The following is a 15,042-nucleotide window of genomic DNA, read 5'->3' as shown; positions in this document are numbered from 1 at the left end:
AATGGCAACGACCGCTGCGACACATCACGATCACGCCCATGACGACCATGCGCATGCCAATCCGACCGGATGGCGGCGCTGGGTCTATTCGACGAACCATAAGGACATCGGCACGATGTACCTTATCTTCGCGATCTTCGCGGGTATCATCGGGGCTGCGATGTCGATCGCGATCCGCGTCGAGCTGATGTATCCCGGCGTCCAGCTCTTCCACGAATCCCACACCTACAATGTGTTCGTGACCTCGCACGGCCTGATCATGATCTTCTTCATGGTGATGCCGGCGATGATCGGCGGCTTCGGCAACTGGTTCGTGCCGCTGATGATCGGCGCGCCCGACATGGCGTTCCCGCGCATGAACAACATCTCGTTCTGGCTGCTGCCGGCATCCTTCGCGCTGCTCTTGATGTCCACCTTCGTCGAAGGTGAACCGGGCGCCAACGGCGTCGGCGCGGGCTGGACCATGTATGTGCCACTGTCGACATCGGGCCATCCGGGACCGGCGGTCGACTTCGCGATCCTGTCGCTGCATCTGGCCGGTGCCTCCTCGATCCTCGGCGCCATCAACTTCATCACCACGATCTTCAACATGCGCGCGCCGGGCATGACCCTGCACAAGATGCCGCTGTTCGTGTGGTCGATCCTGGTGACGGTGTTCCTCCTCCTGCTGTCGCTGCCGGTGCTGGCCGGCGCCATCACCATGATGCTGACCGACCGCAATTTCGGCACCACCTTCTTCGCTGCCGACGGCGGCGGCGACCCGCTGCTGTTCCAGCACCTGTTCTGGTTCTTCGGCCATCCCGAAGTGTACATCCTGATCCTGCCCGGCTTCGGCATGGTCAGCCAGATCGTCTCGACCTTCTCGCGCAAGCCTGTGTTCGGCTATCTCGGCATGGCCTACGCCATGGTCGCGATCGGCGGCATCGGCTTCGTGGTGTGGGCGCACCACATGTACACCGTCGGCATGTCGTCGGCGACGCAGGCCTATTTCGTCGCCGCTACCATGGTGATCGCAGTGCCGACCGGCGTGAAGATCTTCTCCTGGATCGCCACGATGTGGGGCGGCTCGATCGAATTCCGCACCCCGATGCTGTGGTCGATCGGCTTCATCTTCCTGTTCACGGTCGGTGGCGTCACCGGCGTCGTGCTGGCCAATGCCGGCGTCGACCGCGTGCTGCAGGAAACCTACTACGTCGTCGCGCACTTCCACTACGTGCTGTCGCTCGGCGCCGTGTTCGCGATCTTCGCCGGCTGGTACTACTGGTTCCCGAAGATGTCGGGTTACATGTATTCGGAATTCATCGGCAAGCTGCACTTCTGGATCACCTTCATCGGCGTCAACCTGGTGTTTTTCCCGCAGCACTTCCTCGGCCTGTCGGGCATGCCGCGCCGCTATGTCGACTATCCAGACGCGTTCGCCGGCTGGAACCTGGTGTCCTCGGTCGGCTCCTACATTTCGGGCTTCGGCGTGCTGATCTTCATCTGGGGCGTGATCGACGCCTTCGTGAAGAAGCAGGCGGCGGAGGCCAATCCGTGGGGCGCGGGCGCCACCACGCTGGAATGGACGCTGACGTCGCCGCCGCCCTTCCACCAGTTCGAAGTGCTGCCGCGCGTACAGTAAACGGTTATTCGCGGCGCGCATCCGTTGCGCGCCGCGGCCTTGATGAAGCGAGATAGATCTTGTCGGTAGTCGACCATAACGCCATCGATGTTCGGCCTCGGATTTCCGAGGCGGAAGTCGGCGACTACATTGCGCTCTTGAAGCCGCGGGTGATGTCCCTCGTGATCTTCACCGCGCTGGTCGGCCTCGTGATCGCGCCGGGCTACGTCCATCCAATCCTGGCGTTCACCTCGATCCTCTGCATCGCGGTCGGTGCCGGCGCCTCGGGCGCGCTGAACATGGCGCTTGAGGGCGACATCGACGCCAAGATGTCGCGCACCGCGAACCGGCCGATCCCGCGCGGCCGCATCACCGCCGGCGAAGCGATGGCGTTCGGCCTGACGCTTTCGTTCTTCGCTGTGATGACGCTCGGCGTCCTCGTCAACTGGCTGGCCGGCGGGCTGTTAGCGTTCACGATCTTCTTCTATGTCGTGATCTACACCATGTGGCTAAAGCGCTGGACTGCGCAGAACATCGTGATCGGCGGCGCCGCCGGCGCGCTGCCGCCTGTGGTGGCATGGGCCGCCGCCACCGGCTCGCTGTCGATGGAGCCGGTGCTCCTGTTCCTCATCATCTTCTTCTGGACGCCGCCGCATTTCTGGGCGCTGGCGCTGTTCCGTTCCGACGATTACGCCCGCGCCGGCGTGCCGATGCTGCCCGTCGTCGCCGGTCCCGACGCGACGCGCCTGCAGATCCTGCTTTACACCGTCGTGCTGGTCGCGACCGCGTTTGCGCCCTGGCCGCTCGGCTATTTCGACGCGGTCTACGGTGTCGTCTCACTCGTGCTTGGCGCCGGCATGATGTGGCTTGCCATCGACGTCTACCGCCACCGCGTGGGCAAGCAGGCGGGCCGCGCGACGCGCCGGCTCTTTGCCTTCTCGATCCTATATTTGTTCGCGCTGTTTGCGACCCTCCTGCTCGAGGTCGTCGTCCGCGCGGTCGCACCGGCGATCCGCGCCGTTATGCCTTTGGTCGGGTAGGGGGCGTATGGCGAGCGCATGGACAACAAGCAGCAGCCAGATGGAATCGTCCTCACCGAGGCGCAGAAAAGAAGCCGCCGTCATCGCTCGATCGCCATTGCGCTCGCGCTCGGCGTTCTCGTCGTGCTGTTCTTCGCGGTCACCATGGTCAAGGGGCCGGCCGTTCTCGTCCGGCCGATGTGATTGAGATGCAGAACGAGCCGCAGATCAGCGAGGGCAGGGCGGAAGGCGAAAAGATCGCCGCGCGTCGGACGCTGACCCGCGATGCGCTGGTGGCGTCGATCTGCGGTTTTGTCGTGGTGTTCATGGTCGGCGCCTCCTATGCCGCCGTGCCCTTCTACGACTGGTTCTGCCGCGCCACCGGCTTCAACGGTACCACCCAGGTTGCGACCTCGGCGCCGTCGGACGCGCCGCTTGCCCGCAAGATCTCCGTGCGGTTCGACGCCAATGTTGGTCCCGGCCTGCCCTGGAAGTTCGAGCCCGAGCAGAACGAGATCGAGGTCCGGATCGGCGAGGTCATCACCGTATTCTACACCGTGACCAATCAGGCGGCGCGCGCTACCGCCGGCGTCGCGGCCTACAACGTCGCACCGCTCACGGTCGGCGCCTATTTCCAGAAGATCAACTGCTTCTGCTTCACCGAACAGACCATGGGTCCGGGCGAGAAGCGCGAAATGCCCGTGGTTTTCTACGTCGATCCGGCGCTGGCCAAGGACAGCGAGAACGACGGGCTGAAAACCATCACGCTGTCCTACACCTTCTATCCCGTGCGCGATCCGGCGCCGAAGCCCGTGGCAGCCGGCGAAGGCGACAAGCGCAAGGGAAACTTGTGAGAAACCTATGACCGCTGGATTCCGTATCTAACGGGTTTCGGCTTTGAAATTTGAGACGAATATGTGCCGAAGGGAACGGCACATCTAACGGAGAGACCGCAATGGCTACGGCGCACGCGAAGCACCACGACTACCACCTCGTCGATCCGAGCCCGTGGCCGGTCGTCGGCTCGATCTCGGCCTTCATCATGGCGGTGGGTGCGATCACCTGGATGCATCACATGACCGCGGCGGCCCCGGTCATCTTCGGTGTCGGCACCATCGGCGTGCTCTACACCATGGCGAGCTGGTGGGGCGACGTGATCCGCGAAGCCCAGTACAAGGGCGACCACACCCGCGTGGTGCAGATCAGCCACCGCTACGGCATGATCCTGTTCATCGCCTCCGAGGTGATGTTCTTCGTCGCCTGGTTCTGGGCCTTCTTCAATTCCGCGCTGTTCCCGGCGGACGCGATCCACGCCACCCGCGATGCGGTGTTCGGCTGCGGTCCGGGCACGGCTGCCGGCGCCTGCAGCGTGCCGGGCACCTGGCCGCCGAAGGGCATCGAGACCTTCGACCCCTGGCATCTGCCGCTGCTCAACACGCTGCTGCTGCTGACCTCGGGCACCACCGTCACCTGGGCGCACCACGCGCTGCTCGAGAACGACCGTCAGGGTCTGAAGTACGGCCTGATCCTCACCGTGCTGCTCGGCGCCACCTTCACCTGCGTGCAGGCCTATGAATACGCCCACGCCACGTTCGGCTTCTCCGGCAACATCTACGGCGCGACCTTCTTCATGGCGACCGGCTTCCACGGCTTCCACGTGCTAGTCGGCACCGTGTTCCTGCTGGTCTGCCTGTTCCGCGCCTATGCCGGCCACTTCACGCCGAAGCAGCATCTCGGCTTCGAATTCGCCGCCTGGTACTGGCACTTCGTCGACGTGGTGTGGCTGTTCCTGTTCATCTGCATCTACGTCTGGTTCCGCGGCGCAGGGCCCGTGGCCGGCCACTGATGCAGGCTTGACGTGCTAGAAGGGGCGGTCGGAAGGCCGCCCCTTTGCTTTTCCTTCTCCTGCTAGGGAGAAGGGAGGAGATAGATGGATCAGACGCAACCCACGATCACCCAGAGCGCACTCCGCGGCATCGCCTGCCGCTGCCCACGCTGCGGCAAGGGCAAGCTCTATGCGGGTTTCCTCGACTTGCGCCCGAATTGCGAATCATGCGGGCTCGACTATGCCTTCATCGATGCCGGCGACGGGCCCGCGATCTTCATCATCATGCTGGCAGGCGCCATCGTCGTCACCGCCGCCCTGATCGTGGAGGTCAAGTATCAACCGCCGTTCTGGCTGCATGCGGCACTCTGGCTGCCGCTGATCGCGGCAACCACGCTGCTGCCGTTGCGCTCGATGAAGTCGCTTCTGATCGCGCTGCAATTCCATCACAAGGCCGCGCCCGGCCGCCTGATCGACCGCGAGCCGAAATGAGAGCGCTCTCGTCACGGCGGCCGGCGGTCGCCGGCTTTGCCATTTTCACGCTTGTGATGGTGATGGCCTTCAGCGGACTTGGCATCTGGCAATTGCAGCGCCGCGTCGAGAAGCACGCGCTGATCGCAAGGCTTAACGAGCGCCTGGTGGCCGCGCCCGAAGCCCTGCCGGCAGCGGCGCAATGGCCTTCGCTGACCCCGGTCAAGGACGAATTCCGCCGCGTCAGCTTCACCGCGACCTACGCGCCCTTGCCGGATGCGATGGTCTACAGCGCCGGCTCCGCGGTTCGCGACGACGTCTCGGGCCCCGGCACCTGGGCTTTCCTGCCGGTGCAACTGGCCGACGGCAACACCATCGTGGTTAATGCCGGCTTCGTCCAAAACACCATGCAGGATCGCAATCAGCAGGATCGCGCCGTGCGCCGGCTGATCACCGGTGATCCCGCGCAGCTCACGGGCTACATCCGCTTTCCCGAAAATGCAGGCGCGCTGACGCCGGCGGAGAGCGTTGCGAAACGACTTTGGTTCACCCGCGATCATCTGGCGATGGCGCGCGCGCTGGGCTGGGGCGAGAGCGGCAAGGCCGTCGCGCCGTTTTACATCGATCTGGAAGCGCCCGTGCCGGAGAGCGGCATCCCGAAGCCTGGCGCGCTCTCCGTGCATCTCAAGGACGATCACATGCAATACGCCATTACCTGGTTCACGCTGGCGTTCGCGGTCGTCATTGCCTTCGGCGTGTGGTGGCGCGGGCAGCGCCGCGCCCGATAGCAACTCCCCGTATTGTACCGGTCTAGCCTCTCGGAACGTTTGTTCCGCACAATCGTTGCGGTTCCACAGTGAGAGTATCGGACAATGGGTCGTTCAGTATCTATTCATGACGATCGTCATACCCCGTCACCCGCGTCGGCACCCGACAGCTATCGCGACGAGGATGGGATTGCGAATTTGGCTGAGGATTTCGATGAAATAGGTTTGGTGGTCGACTGGCTGGACGCGTGCCGGAATCGCGACCTGTCGACATTGCTCGACCTCTATGCCGACGACGCGATGCTCAATTGCCAGTGCGGCGAGGCCAAGGTGAGCGAAGGTCGCGCCGAGCTCGAATCCTATTGGCGTCCGCGCCTCGGTGCGCTCGCACCTACCGCATTCGGGCTGGAGGAAATCAGGCCGACCGCCGACGGCGTCGTCCTCGATTATCTGAGCTACGAAGGCAAGCCGGTGCGCATCGCCTTCACCTTTACGCGCGACGGAAAAATTCAAGCGTCCCATTGCATGCCGGTGGTGGAATCGCAGCAGCCCGCTGCTTGCATGCAGGACTATGCCGGTTAGGCTTCGTTCCTCTGTTTGCAGCGCACCGAACTGAGGCAAGCCTGACCACAAACTCCGGTCAGACTTGCTTTGCGCCGCGCGCATTGGAAGCGGCGTCGCCCGCCGGAAGCCGGCAACGAACGCAGGTGCGTCCCGCCTCGCGCAAGAGTTCGAGCGTCCCACTGAGCGCCCGAGCACGCTCCAGCATTCCGGTCAATCCACGGCCGAACATCCGATCCGCCGGAAAGCCCACGCCGTCATCGGAGATTTCCACGATCACTTCGCGATCATGGATTCTCGCTGCGACGTGCATCGCATTCGCCTTGGCGTGGCGAAGCACGTTCGTCACCGCTTCCTGAATCACGCGATAGACTGTCTGCGACAGCAGGCCGTCGACTTCGTTCAGTGTCACGTCGATCTCGGAGGTCACCTTGAGCTCGGCCGCCTGCGCCTTCGCATTCCGCAACAGTGTCTGGATGCTCCTCTCTAGCCCAAGCTCCTGAATGTAGAGCGGCCGCAGCCGGTCGAGGATACGGCGGTTCGCGTGCTGCAATGTTTCGACGGACTGCAGGATTCCCTCGGCGGCGCTCCTCAATTCGGCTTCGCCGGAGGGAATCGATTCCAGCAGCACCACCGTGTTGGCGCGGATCCCGAACAACAGCGGCCCGAGTTCGTCGTGAAGCTCGCGCGCCATGTCCTGTCGCTCGTCATCCTGCAGCGATACGATCCGGCGCAGCAGGCTGCGATTATCCTGGCTGAGGCGATGCAGGGTGCGGGCGAGTTCATTGGCTTCCTGCGCGCTTCTGCGGATCTCGGGCGGCCCGGACGGGGTAATGAGCTGATCGTAATCGCCCGTTCGCATGCGGGTCAGGCCGTCGCCGAGATTTTGCAGCGGCCTCTGGGCGGAGCGCGCCGTGAAGTGGGCAATGACCCCCGTCAGCAGCATCAGGCCAATTCCGGAGCAGGCGATCGCCAGAAATCCGATCCATTTTTCGTAGATGTCGGCGGACATGTCGGGTGCAAACACGATGTTGCCGACCTGCTTGCCCTCAATCGTTACCGGGAAGGCGGCCCTGAATTCGGGTATGACGAGGAGGCGGATGAACCAGCCTGGCACTCTTCCCAGGGGGGGCCCCTCCGGAGGAGCATCGGGGCCGGTTCCTAGGCCGCGAAAGCGGATGGTTTCGGCGGCGCCCAGCGATTGCACGAAGGCATCGAGCGTTTCCTGGGGATTGGCTGAGGTGCGAAGTGCACTGTTGAGCGCAGCCGCAACCGCTCTAGCCGAGCGAGCCGCCGGCTCGGTTTCCTCCATAAGTTGCGCCGTGGCGAAGATCTGGAGCGAAACCGCCCCGGCCAGCAGCGCGGCCACGAACGTCAGGCCGAGCGGCAGCAGCAACCGTGTTCGTAGAGAAAATCTTTCCCACATTTTCGCTATTCTAAGTTCCCGCAACCCAAGATTTCTCTTTTCAAATACCGTCAACCGCCTATTTATTCCTCAAGGGGGATAGATGATGCAAAATTCTACCAGATCGGCAACGAAGGTCCTGATCGTCGACGACCACCCGGTGGTGCTGTCGGGCTGCCGGTCGCTGTTTGCGTCGGACAATTCCGTGAAGATCGAGGAGGCCACCGACGCCAAATCCGGCCACCGCGCCTATGTCACCAGGAAGCCCGACGTTACGGTGATCGATATCAAGCTTCCCGACGTTTCCGGCTTTGAGCTGATGCGGCGCATCCGCAAGGACGATCCGGCCGCCAAGATCATCATGTTCAGCATGAATGACGATCCGGCGTTCGTGGTTCGCGCCATCGAGATGGGCGCGCAGGGCTATGTCGCGAAGGGCGACGATCCGAGGATGCTGGTGAAGGCGGTCCGCAAGGTGGCCGCGGGGGACAATTTCATCTCGCCGCAACTGGCGGAAGCGGTGACCTTTTCGGGCGCTTCGATCAAGGCCAATCCGGCGTCGCAAATGACGGCGCGCGAACTGGAAATCCTGCGGCTATTGGGCCGTGGCGACAAGATCGTCGAAGTGGCCGATGCGCTGGAGATTTCCTACAAGACGGTGGCCAACACCACCTCGCTGCTCAAGCAGAAGCTCGGTGCCAAGAACCACTCGGACCTGATCCGGATCGCCGTCGAAATGGGATTGGGCTGAGCGCCGTCTGCGCCGTTCGATGATTGCTGAACCGGTCGCGCCACGTGGGCGCGACCCGTTCGTGCCGCTAATTCGCTTTTCGTCCGGGCAATGGGATGACGATAGGCGAACTCAGCGAAGACCTACCAGTGATGATGGCGACGATGATGGCGCCACTTGTGATGACCGCGACCTCTGTACCATCCGTAGTGATGACCGCGGCCTCGGTGCTTGTGCCCGTGATGGCCGCGCCCGTGCTTGACCTGGACTACGGCGCCGTCCTCTGAGGTCAAGGATGCGATCCCCATTCTGGCGGACGCGGACAGGGTCATTGCCAGCGAAGCAATCAATGCCGCGCCAATCAGAACGATACGTCTCATGCAGGAGTCCTCCCAATCGCTTGATCGCGATACCTGACACAAGTTCCCGAGATTGACTTTGTTCCATGCCGTGATCACGTGGCCTGCGATCGGCGAAAAGCCGGCGGCATGATGTCCCGCACCGCGGGATAGCCGGAAGGGATAGCCAAAGATCGGCTTGGTCACTATTGGGAAAAACTGGCAAAATGATCCCCTGACGACTGAAGGAGAGCTGGATGCACAGCCCGGATATCGTAGCGGTAGCCTTTGCGCGGGCGTGGAGCGTCTACCGGCTGATCCATAGCGGTATCGATGACAACGACGCCCGCCGGACGGGTCTCCAGCGCTTTATCCGGCAGCGCTGCGAGGCGGGCGAAACCGACACCGAGCTGCTGGCGGTCGCGGGGCTCAAATATCTCAAGGGACTGGAAGGGATCCCGGAGAGCTAACCCGCCGCTTCGTCCGAGGTCCAGAGATCCGGGAAAAACTGGAACAAGCGGTTTCTTTGCGCGTTGCCGGTTGCATCATTGGAGGAATCCCGAGGAGGACGCCTTGAAGAAATTTCTGATGATCGGAACGCTTGTCCTTGCCGCGTCGGCGGTCGCCGGAAGCGCGGTTGCCGCCGAGTTCTACGTGGTGCGCGACGCCACCACCAAGAAATGCACGGTGGTCGATACCAAGCCGACCACGACGACCGTCACCATCGTCGACAACGGCACGTTCAAAACCAAAACGGAGGCCGAAACCGGCATGAAGACCATGAAGGTCTGCACAAGCAACTAAGACAGACCCTTCCAGGAGAGAGGGCCGCAGGTTCGCCTGCGGCCCTCTTTGTTTTGAGCCGCATCAGCCCCTGTAGCGCAGCGCCGCGACCAGCACGACGAAGGCCGGGGTCGGCTGGCGGCGGCTCGGGTAATAGAGGTGATAGCCCGGGAATGGCGGACACCAGTCCGCCAGCACCCGCATCAGGCGGCCGTCGGCGAGATGCGGCTGCACCTGGTCCTCCGGCAGATAGGCAAGCCCAAGCCCGTCGAGAACGGCGTTCATCCGCAACGCCATGTTATTGAACACCAGTTGACCCTCGACGCGGGCCTTCAGGCTGCGTCCGCGCTTCTCGAACTCCCAGGCATAGATTCCGCCATAGGTCGGCAGGCGGATATTGATGCAGCGATGGCTCGTCAGGTCCTGCGGCTTGCCGGGCCTGGGATGAACAGCGAAATAGCTGGGCGCGCCGACCACCGCCATGCGGAAATCAGGCCCGATCCGCACCGCGACCATGTCCTTGGCCACCTGCTCGCCGAGGCGAATGCCGGCGTCGTAACGTTCCGCGACGATGTCGGTCAGACCGTAGTCGATGTTCACCTCGACCTTGATGTCGGGATATCGCGGCAGCAGTTTTGACAGTGCAGGCCACAGAATCGTGTTGGCCGAGTGTTCGGCCGCGGTGATGCGGATGGTGCCGGCCGGCTTGTCGCGCAACTCGGTGAGCGCGGAAAGTTCGGCGTCGATCTCCTCCAGCTTTGGCGCCAGCGTTCGCATCAGCCGCTCGCCCGCCTCCGTCGGGGCGACGCTGCGGGTGGTGCGGGTCAGGAGCCGCAGGCCAAGCCGCTCCTCCAGCCCGCGGATCGTATGACTGAGCGCGGATTGCGAAACATCGAGCTGCGCCGCCGCCCGCGTAAAACTTCGCTCGCGCGCCACCACCAGGAAGGCGAGGAGATCGTTGATGTTCTGACGCGCCATTCATGAATCCATTTCATAAGTGCAAGCTGATTATACCATCTAATCCCGACCCCGCGCAGCCGTTAGCTTGCGAAGCACCGCAAGGCGCAGTCCTTCTCACGCTCTTTCAAACGTGAACGCCGGCAAGGAACAGCCGAAACGTGGCGCAGTTACAGGATGCTTGAGGCGGACGCCGGTACGCGCGCCGAAGCGCTTCAGAACGACATCAGAATGGGAACACGACATGCAAGGTCCGAGCGACTTCGAGGTATCACGGAGGAAATTATTGCTGGGAACCGCCGCATCGGTGGCTTTCGGCACAGCACCCCTTGCCTATGCGCAAACCCCTGCGGTTCCTGCGCAGGCTGACGCCGTCTCCATGTCGAAGGTCTCCTTCAACGTGAACGGAAGCCTGCGGGAAATCGCGCTCGATACCCGGACCACGCTGCTCGATGCGCTGCGCGAGCATCTGCATCTCACCGGCAGCAAGAAGGGATGCGATCACGGCCAGTGCGGCGCCTGCACGGTGATCGTTGGCGGACGGCGGATCAATTCCTGCCTGACGCTGGCCGTCATGCATCAGGGCGACAGCATCACGACCATCGAAGGCCTGGGCACGCCCGAGAACATGCATCCGATGCAGGCTGCCTTCGTCAAGCATGACGGTTTTCAGTGCGGCTATTGCACGCCGGGGCAGATCTGTTCGGCGGTCGCGGTGCTCGATGAAATCAAGGTCGGCATCCCCAGCCATGTCAGCGCCGACCTCAACGCGGCGCCGCAATTCACCAATAGCGAACTGCGCGAGCGCATGAGCGGCAACATCTGCCGTTGCGGCGCTTATTCCAACATTGCCGAGGCGATCTCTGAAGTCGCCGGGAGGCCTGCATGAAGTCATTCAGCTACGAGCGCGCCCGCACGCCGGCCGAGGCAGCAGCCTCCGTCCTGCGCAGGCCGGACGCCAAATTCATTGCCGGCGGCACCAATCTGCTCGACCTCATGAAGCTCGAGATCGAGACGCCGTCGCATCTCGTCGACGTCAATGGCCTTGCGCTCGACAAGATCGAAGCGACGCCGGAGGGCGGATTGCGGATCGGCGCGCTGGTGCGCAATACGGATCTCGCGGCCGACGCGCGCGTGCGGCGCGACTATGCCGTGCTGTCGCGCGCGTTGCTGGCGGGCGCCTCGGGACAACTGCGCAACATGGCGACCACGGCGGGAAATCTGCTGCAGCGGACGCGCTGCCCCTACTTCTATGACACTAACCAGCCCTGCAATAAACGGAAGCCCGGCAGCGGCTGCGCCGCGATCGGCGGATTCAGCCGCCAGCATGCCGTCATTGGTGCCAGCGATGCCTGCATCGCGACGCATCCGAGCGATATGGCGGTAGCGATGCGAACGCTCGACGCGACGGTGGAAACCGTGCGGCCGGATGGTGCGACGCGAAGCATTCCAATTGCCGAATTGCACCGTCTGCCGGGTGACACGCCGCATATCGAGACGAGCTTGATGCCCGGCGAACTGATCACGGCGGTGACATTGCCAAAACCCGTCGGTGGCAAGCAGATCTATCGCAAGGTACGTGACCGCGCCTCCTATGCCTTTGCGCTGGTCTCGGTTGCCGCGATCGTGCAGCGCGACGGCACCGGGCGCGTCGCGCTTGGCGGCGTCGCCCACAAGCCCTGGCGGGTCGAGGCGGCCGAGGCCCAGCTGCCGCGCGGCGCCAAGGCCGTCGCCGCGCAGCTGCTCGCCGACGCCAGGCCAACGCGCCAGAACGCATTCAAGCTGTCGCTGGCCGAGCGCACGCTCGGCGCCGTGCTGACTGAGGCGAAAGGCTGATCCATGAAATTCGAAACCCCAGCCACGACCAACCCGATCGATCAGCTCAAGGTAATCGGCAAGCCCGCCGATCGCGTCGATGGTCCGCTCAAGACCACCGGTACGGCGCCTTACGCCTATGAGCGTCACGATGTCGTTTCGAACCCCGCCTACGGCTACGTCGTCGGTTCGGCGATCGCCAAGGGGCGGATTGCCCGGATTGACCTCGCTGCGGCCAGGGCCGCGCCCGGCGTGCGCGCCATCGTCACGGCCGACAACGCCGGAAAGCTCGACAAGGGCGAGCGCAACACGGCGAGGCTTCTCGGCGGTCCCGAGATCGAGCACTATCATCAGGCGATCGCACTTGTGGTTGCCGATACCTTTGAGCAGGCACGCGCTGCGGCGGCACTCGTCCGCGTCGATTATGTCCGGGTGGAAGGCGCCTTCGACCTCGCGGCGGTGAAGGATACCGGTCAGCCGCGACCCTTGTTCGGCGGTCCGGCCGATACTGCGCGCGGCGATTTTTCCGGTGCGTTCTCGGCAGCGCCGGTTCAGCTCGACGCCACCTACACCACGCCCGATCAGGCGCATGCGATGATGGAGCCGCACGCCTCGATCGCCGCCTGGAACGGTGACAAGCTCACGCTCTGGACCTCGAACCAGATGATCGCCTGGGGAGTGAGCGACGTCGCAAAGACCCTCAGTATCGCCAAGGAGAATGTGCGCCTGGTCTCGCCCTTCGTCGGCGGCGGCTTCGGCGGCAAGCTATTCGTGCGATCGGATGCGTTGCTCGCGGCGCTGGGGGCGCGCGCCGCCGGGCGGCCGGTGAAGGTGGCGCTGCAGCGCCCACTGATGTTCAATAATACGACGCATCGCCCGGCGACGATCCAGCGCATTCGCATCGGCGCCAACAGGGACGGCAAGATTACGGCCATCGGTCATGAAGAGTGGTCGGGCAATCTGCCCGGCGGCAGGGCTGAGGGCGCCGTCAGTCAGACGCGGTTGCTCTACGCCGGGGCCAACCGGATGACTGCGACCCGTCTTGCGGCGCTGAATCTTGCCGAAGGCAACGCCATGCGCGCGCCGGGCGAGGCTTCCGGCATGATGGCGCTGGAGATCGCGATCGACGAAATGGCCGAAAAACTCGGCATCGATCCGATCGAGTTTCGGATTCTCAACGATACCCAGATCGATCCGGAAAAGGCGGATCGGCCGTTCTCACAGCGTCAGCTCACCGAGTGCTTCCGCACCGGGGCCGAACGTTTCGGCTGGAGCAAGCGCAATCCGCAGCCCGGCAGGGTCCGTGACGGACGCTGGGCGATCGGCATCGGCACGGCCGCCGCGTTCCGCAACAATTTGCTGGTGAAGTCGGCTGCGCGCGTGCGGCTCGACGGCAGCGGCGTTGTTACGGTCGAGACCGACATGACCGACATCGGCACCGGCAGCTATACCATCATCGCGCAGACTGCGGCCGAGATGATGGGCGTGCCGCTAGAGAAGGTGGTGGTGCGTCTCGGCGACTCGGCCTTCCCGGTGTCGGCCGGATCCGGCGGGCAATTCGGCGGCAACAATTCGACCGCGGGCGTTTATGCCGCATGCGTCAAGCTGCGCGAAGCGATCGCGCAGAAACTCGGTTTCAACTCCGCGGAAGCCGAATTCGCCGATGGCGAAGTGCGCGCAGGCAATCGCCGCGTGCCGTTGGCGCAAGCCGCGGCCGATGCCGCCCTCATGGCCGAAGACGGCATCGAATACGGCGATCTCGACAAGAAGTACCAGCAATCGACCTTCGGCGCACATTTTGTCGAAGTCGGCGTCGATGCCGCCACCGCCGAGATCCGGGTGCGCCGGATGCTGGCGGTATGCGCCGCTGGCCGTATTCTCAATCCGAAGACGGCCCGCAGCCAGGTGATCGGGGCGATGACGATGGGCGTTGGCGCGGCGCTGATGGAGGAGCTCGTGGTCGACAAGCGGGCCGGCTTCTTCGTCAACCATGACCTCGCCGGCTATGAAGTGCCGGTTCATGCCGACATTCCGCATCAGGACATGTTCTTCCTCGATGAGACCGATCCGATGTCGTCGCCGATGAAGGCCAAGGGCGTCGCCGAGCTCGGCATCTGCGGTGTAGCGGCCGCGGTTGCCAACGCGGTCTACAACGCGACCGGCGTCCGGGTGCGCGATTATCCGATCACACTCGACAAGCTGCTGGAGCAGATGCCGGACGTGGGTTGAACTGCCAAGGATATCGAACCGCCGACACCAATCCTGGGAGCGCCATGATCACGCGACGAGGCCTCATCGCAGCCACCGGCCTCGCCGTGTTGGTGGCTGGCGCCACGCCCCCTGTCCGGGCAAAAGCAAGGAGCGCAACGATGGAAATCAAGCGAAGCGGCTCACAGCCGTCCGGCAAGGGGCCTGCGGAATACTTCACCGGCAGCGTGCGCGTCGACCCGCTATTCCAGGCCGCAAATCCCGCGCGCGTCGCCGGCGCCCACGTCACATTCGAGCCGGGCGCGCGCACGGCATGGCACACCCATCCGCTGGGCCAAACGTTGATCGTCACCTCCGGCCGCGGCTGGGTGCAGGTCTGGGGCGGGCGCGTCGAGGAAATTCATCCGGGCGACGTCATCTGGTTTCCGCCGGGCGAAAAACACTGGCATGGCGCGACGCCGGCAACGGCGATGACGCACATTGCCATTCAGGAGCGGCTCGACGGCAAGGCCGTCGACTGGATGGAAAAAGTCAGCGACGAACAGTATCGGACTTGATGTCCC

The 15,042-nt window shown here is 63.7% G+C and carries 18 protein-coding genes; 16 read left to right on the top strand and 2 right to left on the bottom strand.

Annotation, left to right across the window (positions count from 1 at the left end):
- Position 1: 1 nt before the first annotated feature.
- The 8 genes from ctaD to ACH79_RS07675 all read left to right on the top strand — a co-directional run bounded on the left by ctaD (position 2) and on the right by ACH79_RS07675 (position 6,264).
- A complete protein-coding gene (gene ctaD, locus ACH79_RS07710; protein ID WP_161850481.1) occupies positions 2 to 1,621 on the top strand; it encodes a cytochrome c oxidase subunit I in 1,620 nt (539 codons plus the stop codon).
- A 59-nt stretch (positions 1,622 to 1,680) separates the two neighbouring features.
- Complete coding sequence (locus ACH79_RS07705; protein ID WP_161850480.1) at positions 1,681 to 2,640, top strand: heme o synthase; 960 nt, start codon at positions 1,681 to 1,683, stop codon at positions 2,638 to 2,640.
- A gap of 18 nt (positions 2,641 to 2,658) precedes the next feature.
- Complete coding sequence (locus ACH79_RS07700; RefSeq protein ID WP_161850479.1) at positions 2,659 to 2,823, top strand: CoxF protein; 165 nt, start codon at positions 2,659 to 2,661, stop codon at positions 2,821 to 2,823.
- A gap of 5 nt (positions 2,824 to 2,828) precedes the next feature.
- Positions 2,829 to 3,473 carry a cytochrome c oxidase assembly protein gene (locus tag ACH79_RS07695; protein WP_161850478.1) on the top strand — a complete coding sequence of 215 codons (645 nt, stop codon included), beginning with the start codon at positions 2,829 to 2,831 and terminating at the stop codon, positions 3,471 to 3,473.
- A 101-nt stretch (positions 3,474 to 3,574) separates the two neighbouring features.
- Positions 3,575 to 4,465, top strand: coding sequence for a cytochrome c oxidase subunit 3 (locus tag ACH79_RS07690; RefSeq protein ID WP_161850477.1), 891 nt, complete (start codon positions 3,575 to 3,577; stop codon positions 4,463 to 4,465).
- 84 nt (positions 4,466 to 4,549) lie between these two features.
- Positions 4,550 to 4,936, top strand: coding sequence for a DUF983 domain-containing protein (locus ACH79_RS07685; RefSeq protein ID WP_161850476.1), 387 nt, complete (start codon positions 4,550 to 4,552; stop codon positions 4,934 to 4,936).
- On the top strand, positions 4,933 to 5,703 hold the full coding sequence (locus ACH79_RS07680; RefSeq protein ID WP_161850475.1) for an SURF1 family protein: 771 nt from the start codon (positions 4,933 to 4,935) through the stop codon (positions 5,701 to 5,703). Before ACH79_RS07685 ends, ACH79_RS07680 begins: the two co-directional genes overlap by 4 nt.
- A gap of 207 nt (positions 5,704 to 5,910) precedes the next feature.
- Entirely contained in the window at positions 5,911 to 6,264 is a 354-nt protein-coding gene (locus tag ACH79_RS07675; RefSeq protein ID WP_371419452.1) for a nuclear transport factor 2 family protein, read from the top strand.
- Positions 6,265 to 6,322: 58 nt separating this feature from the next.
- On the opposite strand, the gene ACH79_RS07670 is transcribed toward ACH79_RS07675, so the two are convergent.
- Positions 6,323 to 7,669 carry a histidine kinase gene (locus tag ACH79_RS07670; protein ID WP_161850473.1) on the bottom strand — a complete coding sequence of 449 codons (1,347 nt, stop codon included), beginning with the start codon at positions 7,667 to 7,669 and terminating at the stop codon, positions 6,323 to 6,325.
- 85 nt (positions 7,670 to 7,754) lie between these two features.
- Between ACH79_RS07670 and ACH79_RS07665 the strand changes: the two genes are divergently transcribed.
- The 4 genes from ACH79_RS07665 to ACH79_RS07650 all read left to right on the top strand — a co-directional run bounded on the left by ACH79_RS07665 (position 7,755) and on the right by ACH79_RS07650 (position 9,520).
- A complete protein-coding gene (locus tag ACH79_RS07665; protein WP_161850472.1) occupies positions 7,755 to 8,399 on the top strand; it encodes a response regulator transcription factor in 645 nt (214 codons plus the stop codon).
- A 95-nt stretch (positions 8,400 to 8,494) separates the two neighbouring features.
- Positions 8,495 to 8,665 (top strand): hypothetical protein, encoded by a 171-nt coding sequence (locus ACH79_RS07660; RefSeq protein WP_161850471.1) that lies wholly within the window; start codon positions 8,495 to 8,497, stop codon positions 8,663 to 8,665.
- 308 nt (positions 8,666 to 8,973) lie between these two features.
- Positions 8,974 to 9,186 carry a hypothetical protein gene (locus ACH79_RS07655; RefSeq protein WP_161850470.1) on the top strand — a complete coding sequence of 71 codons (213 nt, stop codon included), beginning with the start codon at positions 8,974 to 8,976 and terminating at the stop codon, positions 9,184 to 9,186.
- 118 nt (positions 9,187 to 9,304) lie between these two features.
- Positions 9,305 to 9,520 (top strand): hypothetical protein, encoded by a 216-nt coding sequence (locus ACH79_RS07650; RefSeq protein ID WP_161856259.1) that lies wholly within the window; start codon positions 9,305 to 9,307, stop codon positions 9,518 to 9,520.
- Positions 9,521 to 9,583: 63 nt separating this feature from the next.
- Here the strand turns inward: ACH79_RS07650 and ACH79_RS07645 are convergent, their stop codons facing one another.
- Positions 9,584 to 10,477 (bottom strand): LysR family transcriptional regulator, encoded by an 894-nt coding sequence (locus ACH79_RS07645; RefSeq protein WP_161850469.1) that lies wholly within the window; start codon positions 10,475 to 10,477, stop codon positions 9,584 to 9,586.
- Positions 10,478 to 10,700: 223 nt separating this feature from the next.
- Here ACH79_RS07645 and paoA point away from each other — a divergent pair, with 223 nt between their 5' ends.
- The 4 genes from paoA to ACH79_RS07625 all read left to right on the top strand — a co-directional run bounded on the left by paoA (position 10,701) and on the right by ACH79_RS07625 (position 15,036).
- Positions 10,701 to 11,345: an aldehyde dehydrogenase iron-sulfur subunit PaoA gene (paoA, locus tag ACH79_RS07640; protein ID WP_161850468.1), complete on the top strand. Its 645-nt coding sequence runs from the start codon at positions 10,701 to 10,703 to the stop codon at positions 11,343 to 11,345.
- A complete protein-coding gene (locus tag ACH79_RS07635) occupies positions 11,342 to 12,292 on the top strand; it encodes a xanthine dehydrogenase family protein subunit M (RefSeq protein ID WP_161850467.1) in 951 nt (316 codons plus the stop codon). The genes paoA and ACH79_RS07635 overlap by 4 nt, the downstream gene beginning before the upstream one ends.
- Positions 12,293 to 12,295: 3 nt before the next feature.
- The gene (paoC, locus tag ACH79_RS07630) at positions 12,296 to 14,500 is read left to right on the top strand and encodes an aldehyde oxidoreductase molybdenum-binding subunit PaoC (protein ID WP_161850466.1); all 2,205 of its coding nucleotides are present in this window, start codon (positions 12,296 to 12,298) and stop codon (positions 14,498 to 14,500) included.
- A gap of 140 nt (positions 14,501 to 14,640) precedes the next feature.
- Positions 14,641 to 15,036, top strand: a complete 396-nt coding sequence (locus ACH79_RS07625; protein WP_161850465.1) for a cupin domain-containing protein — start codon at positions 14,641 to 14,643, stop codon at positions 15,034 to 15,036.
- Positions 15,037 to 15,042 lie beyond the last annotated feature (6 nt).

The sequence above is a fragment of the Bradyrhizobium sp. CCBAU 051011 genome (assembly GCF_009930815.1).
Taxonomy (GTDB): domain Bacteria; phylum Pseudomonadota; class Alphaproteobacteria; order Rhizobiales; family Xanthobacteraceae; genus Bradyrhizobium.
The sequence above is the reverse complement of the archived record's forward strand: the minus strand, read 5'-3'. Positions and strand labels throughout refer to the sequence as shown.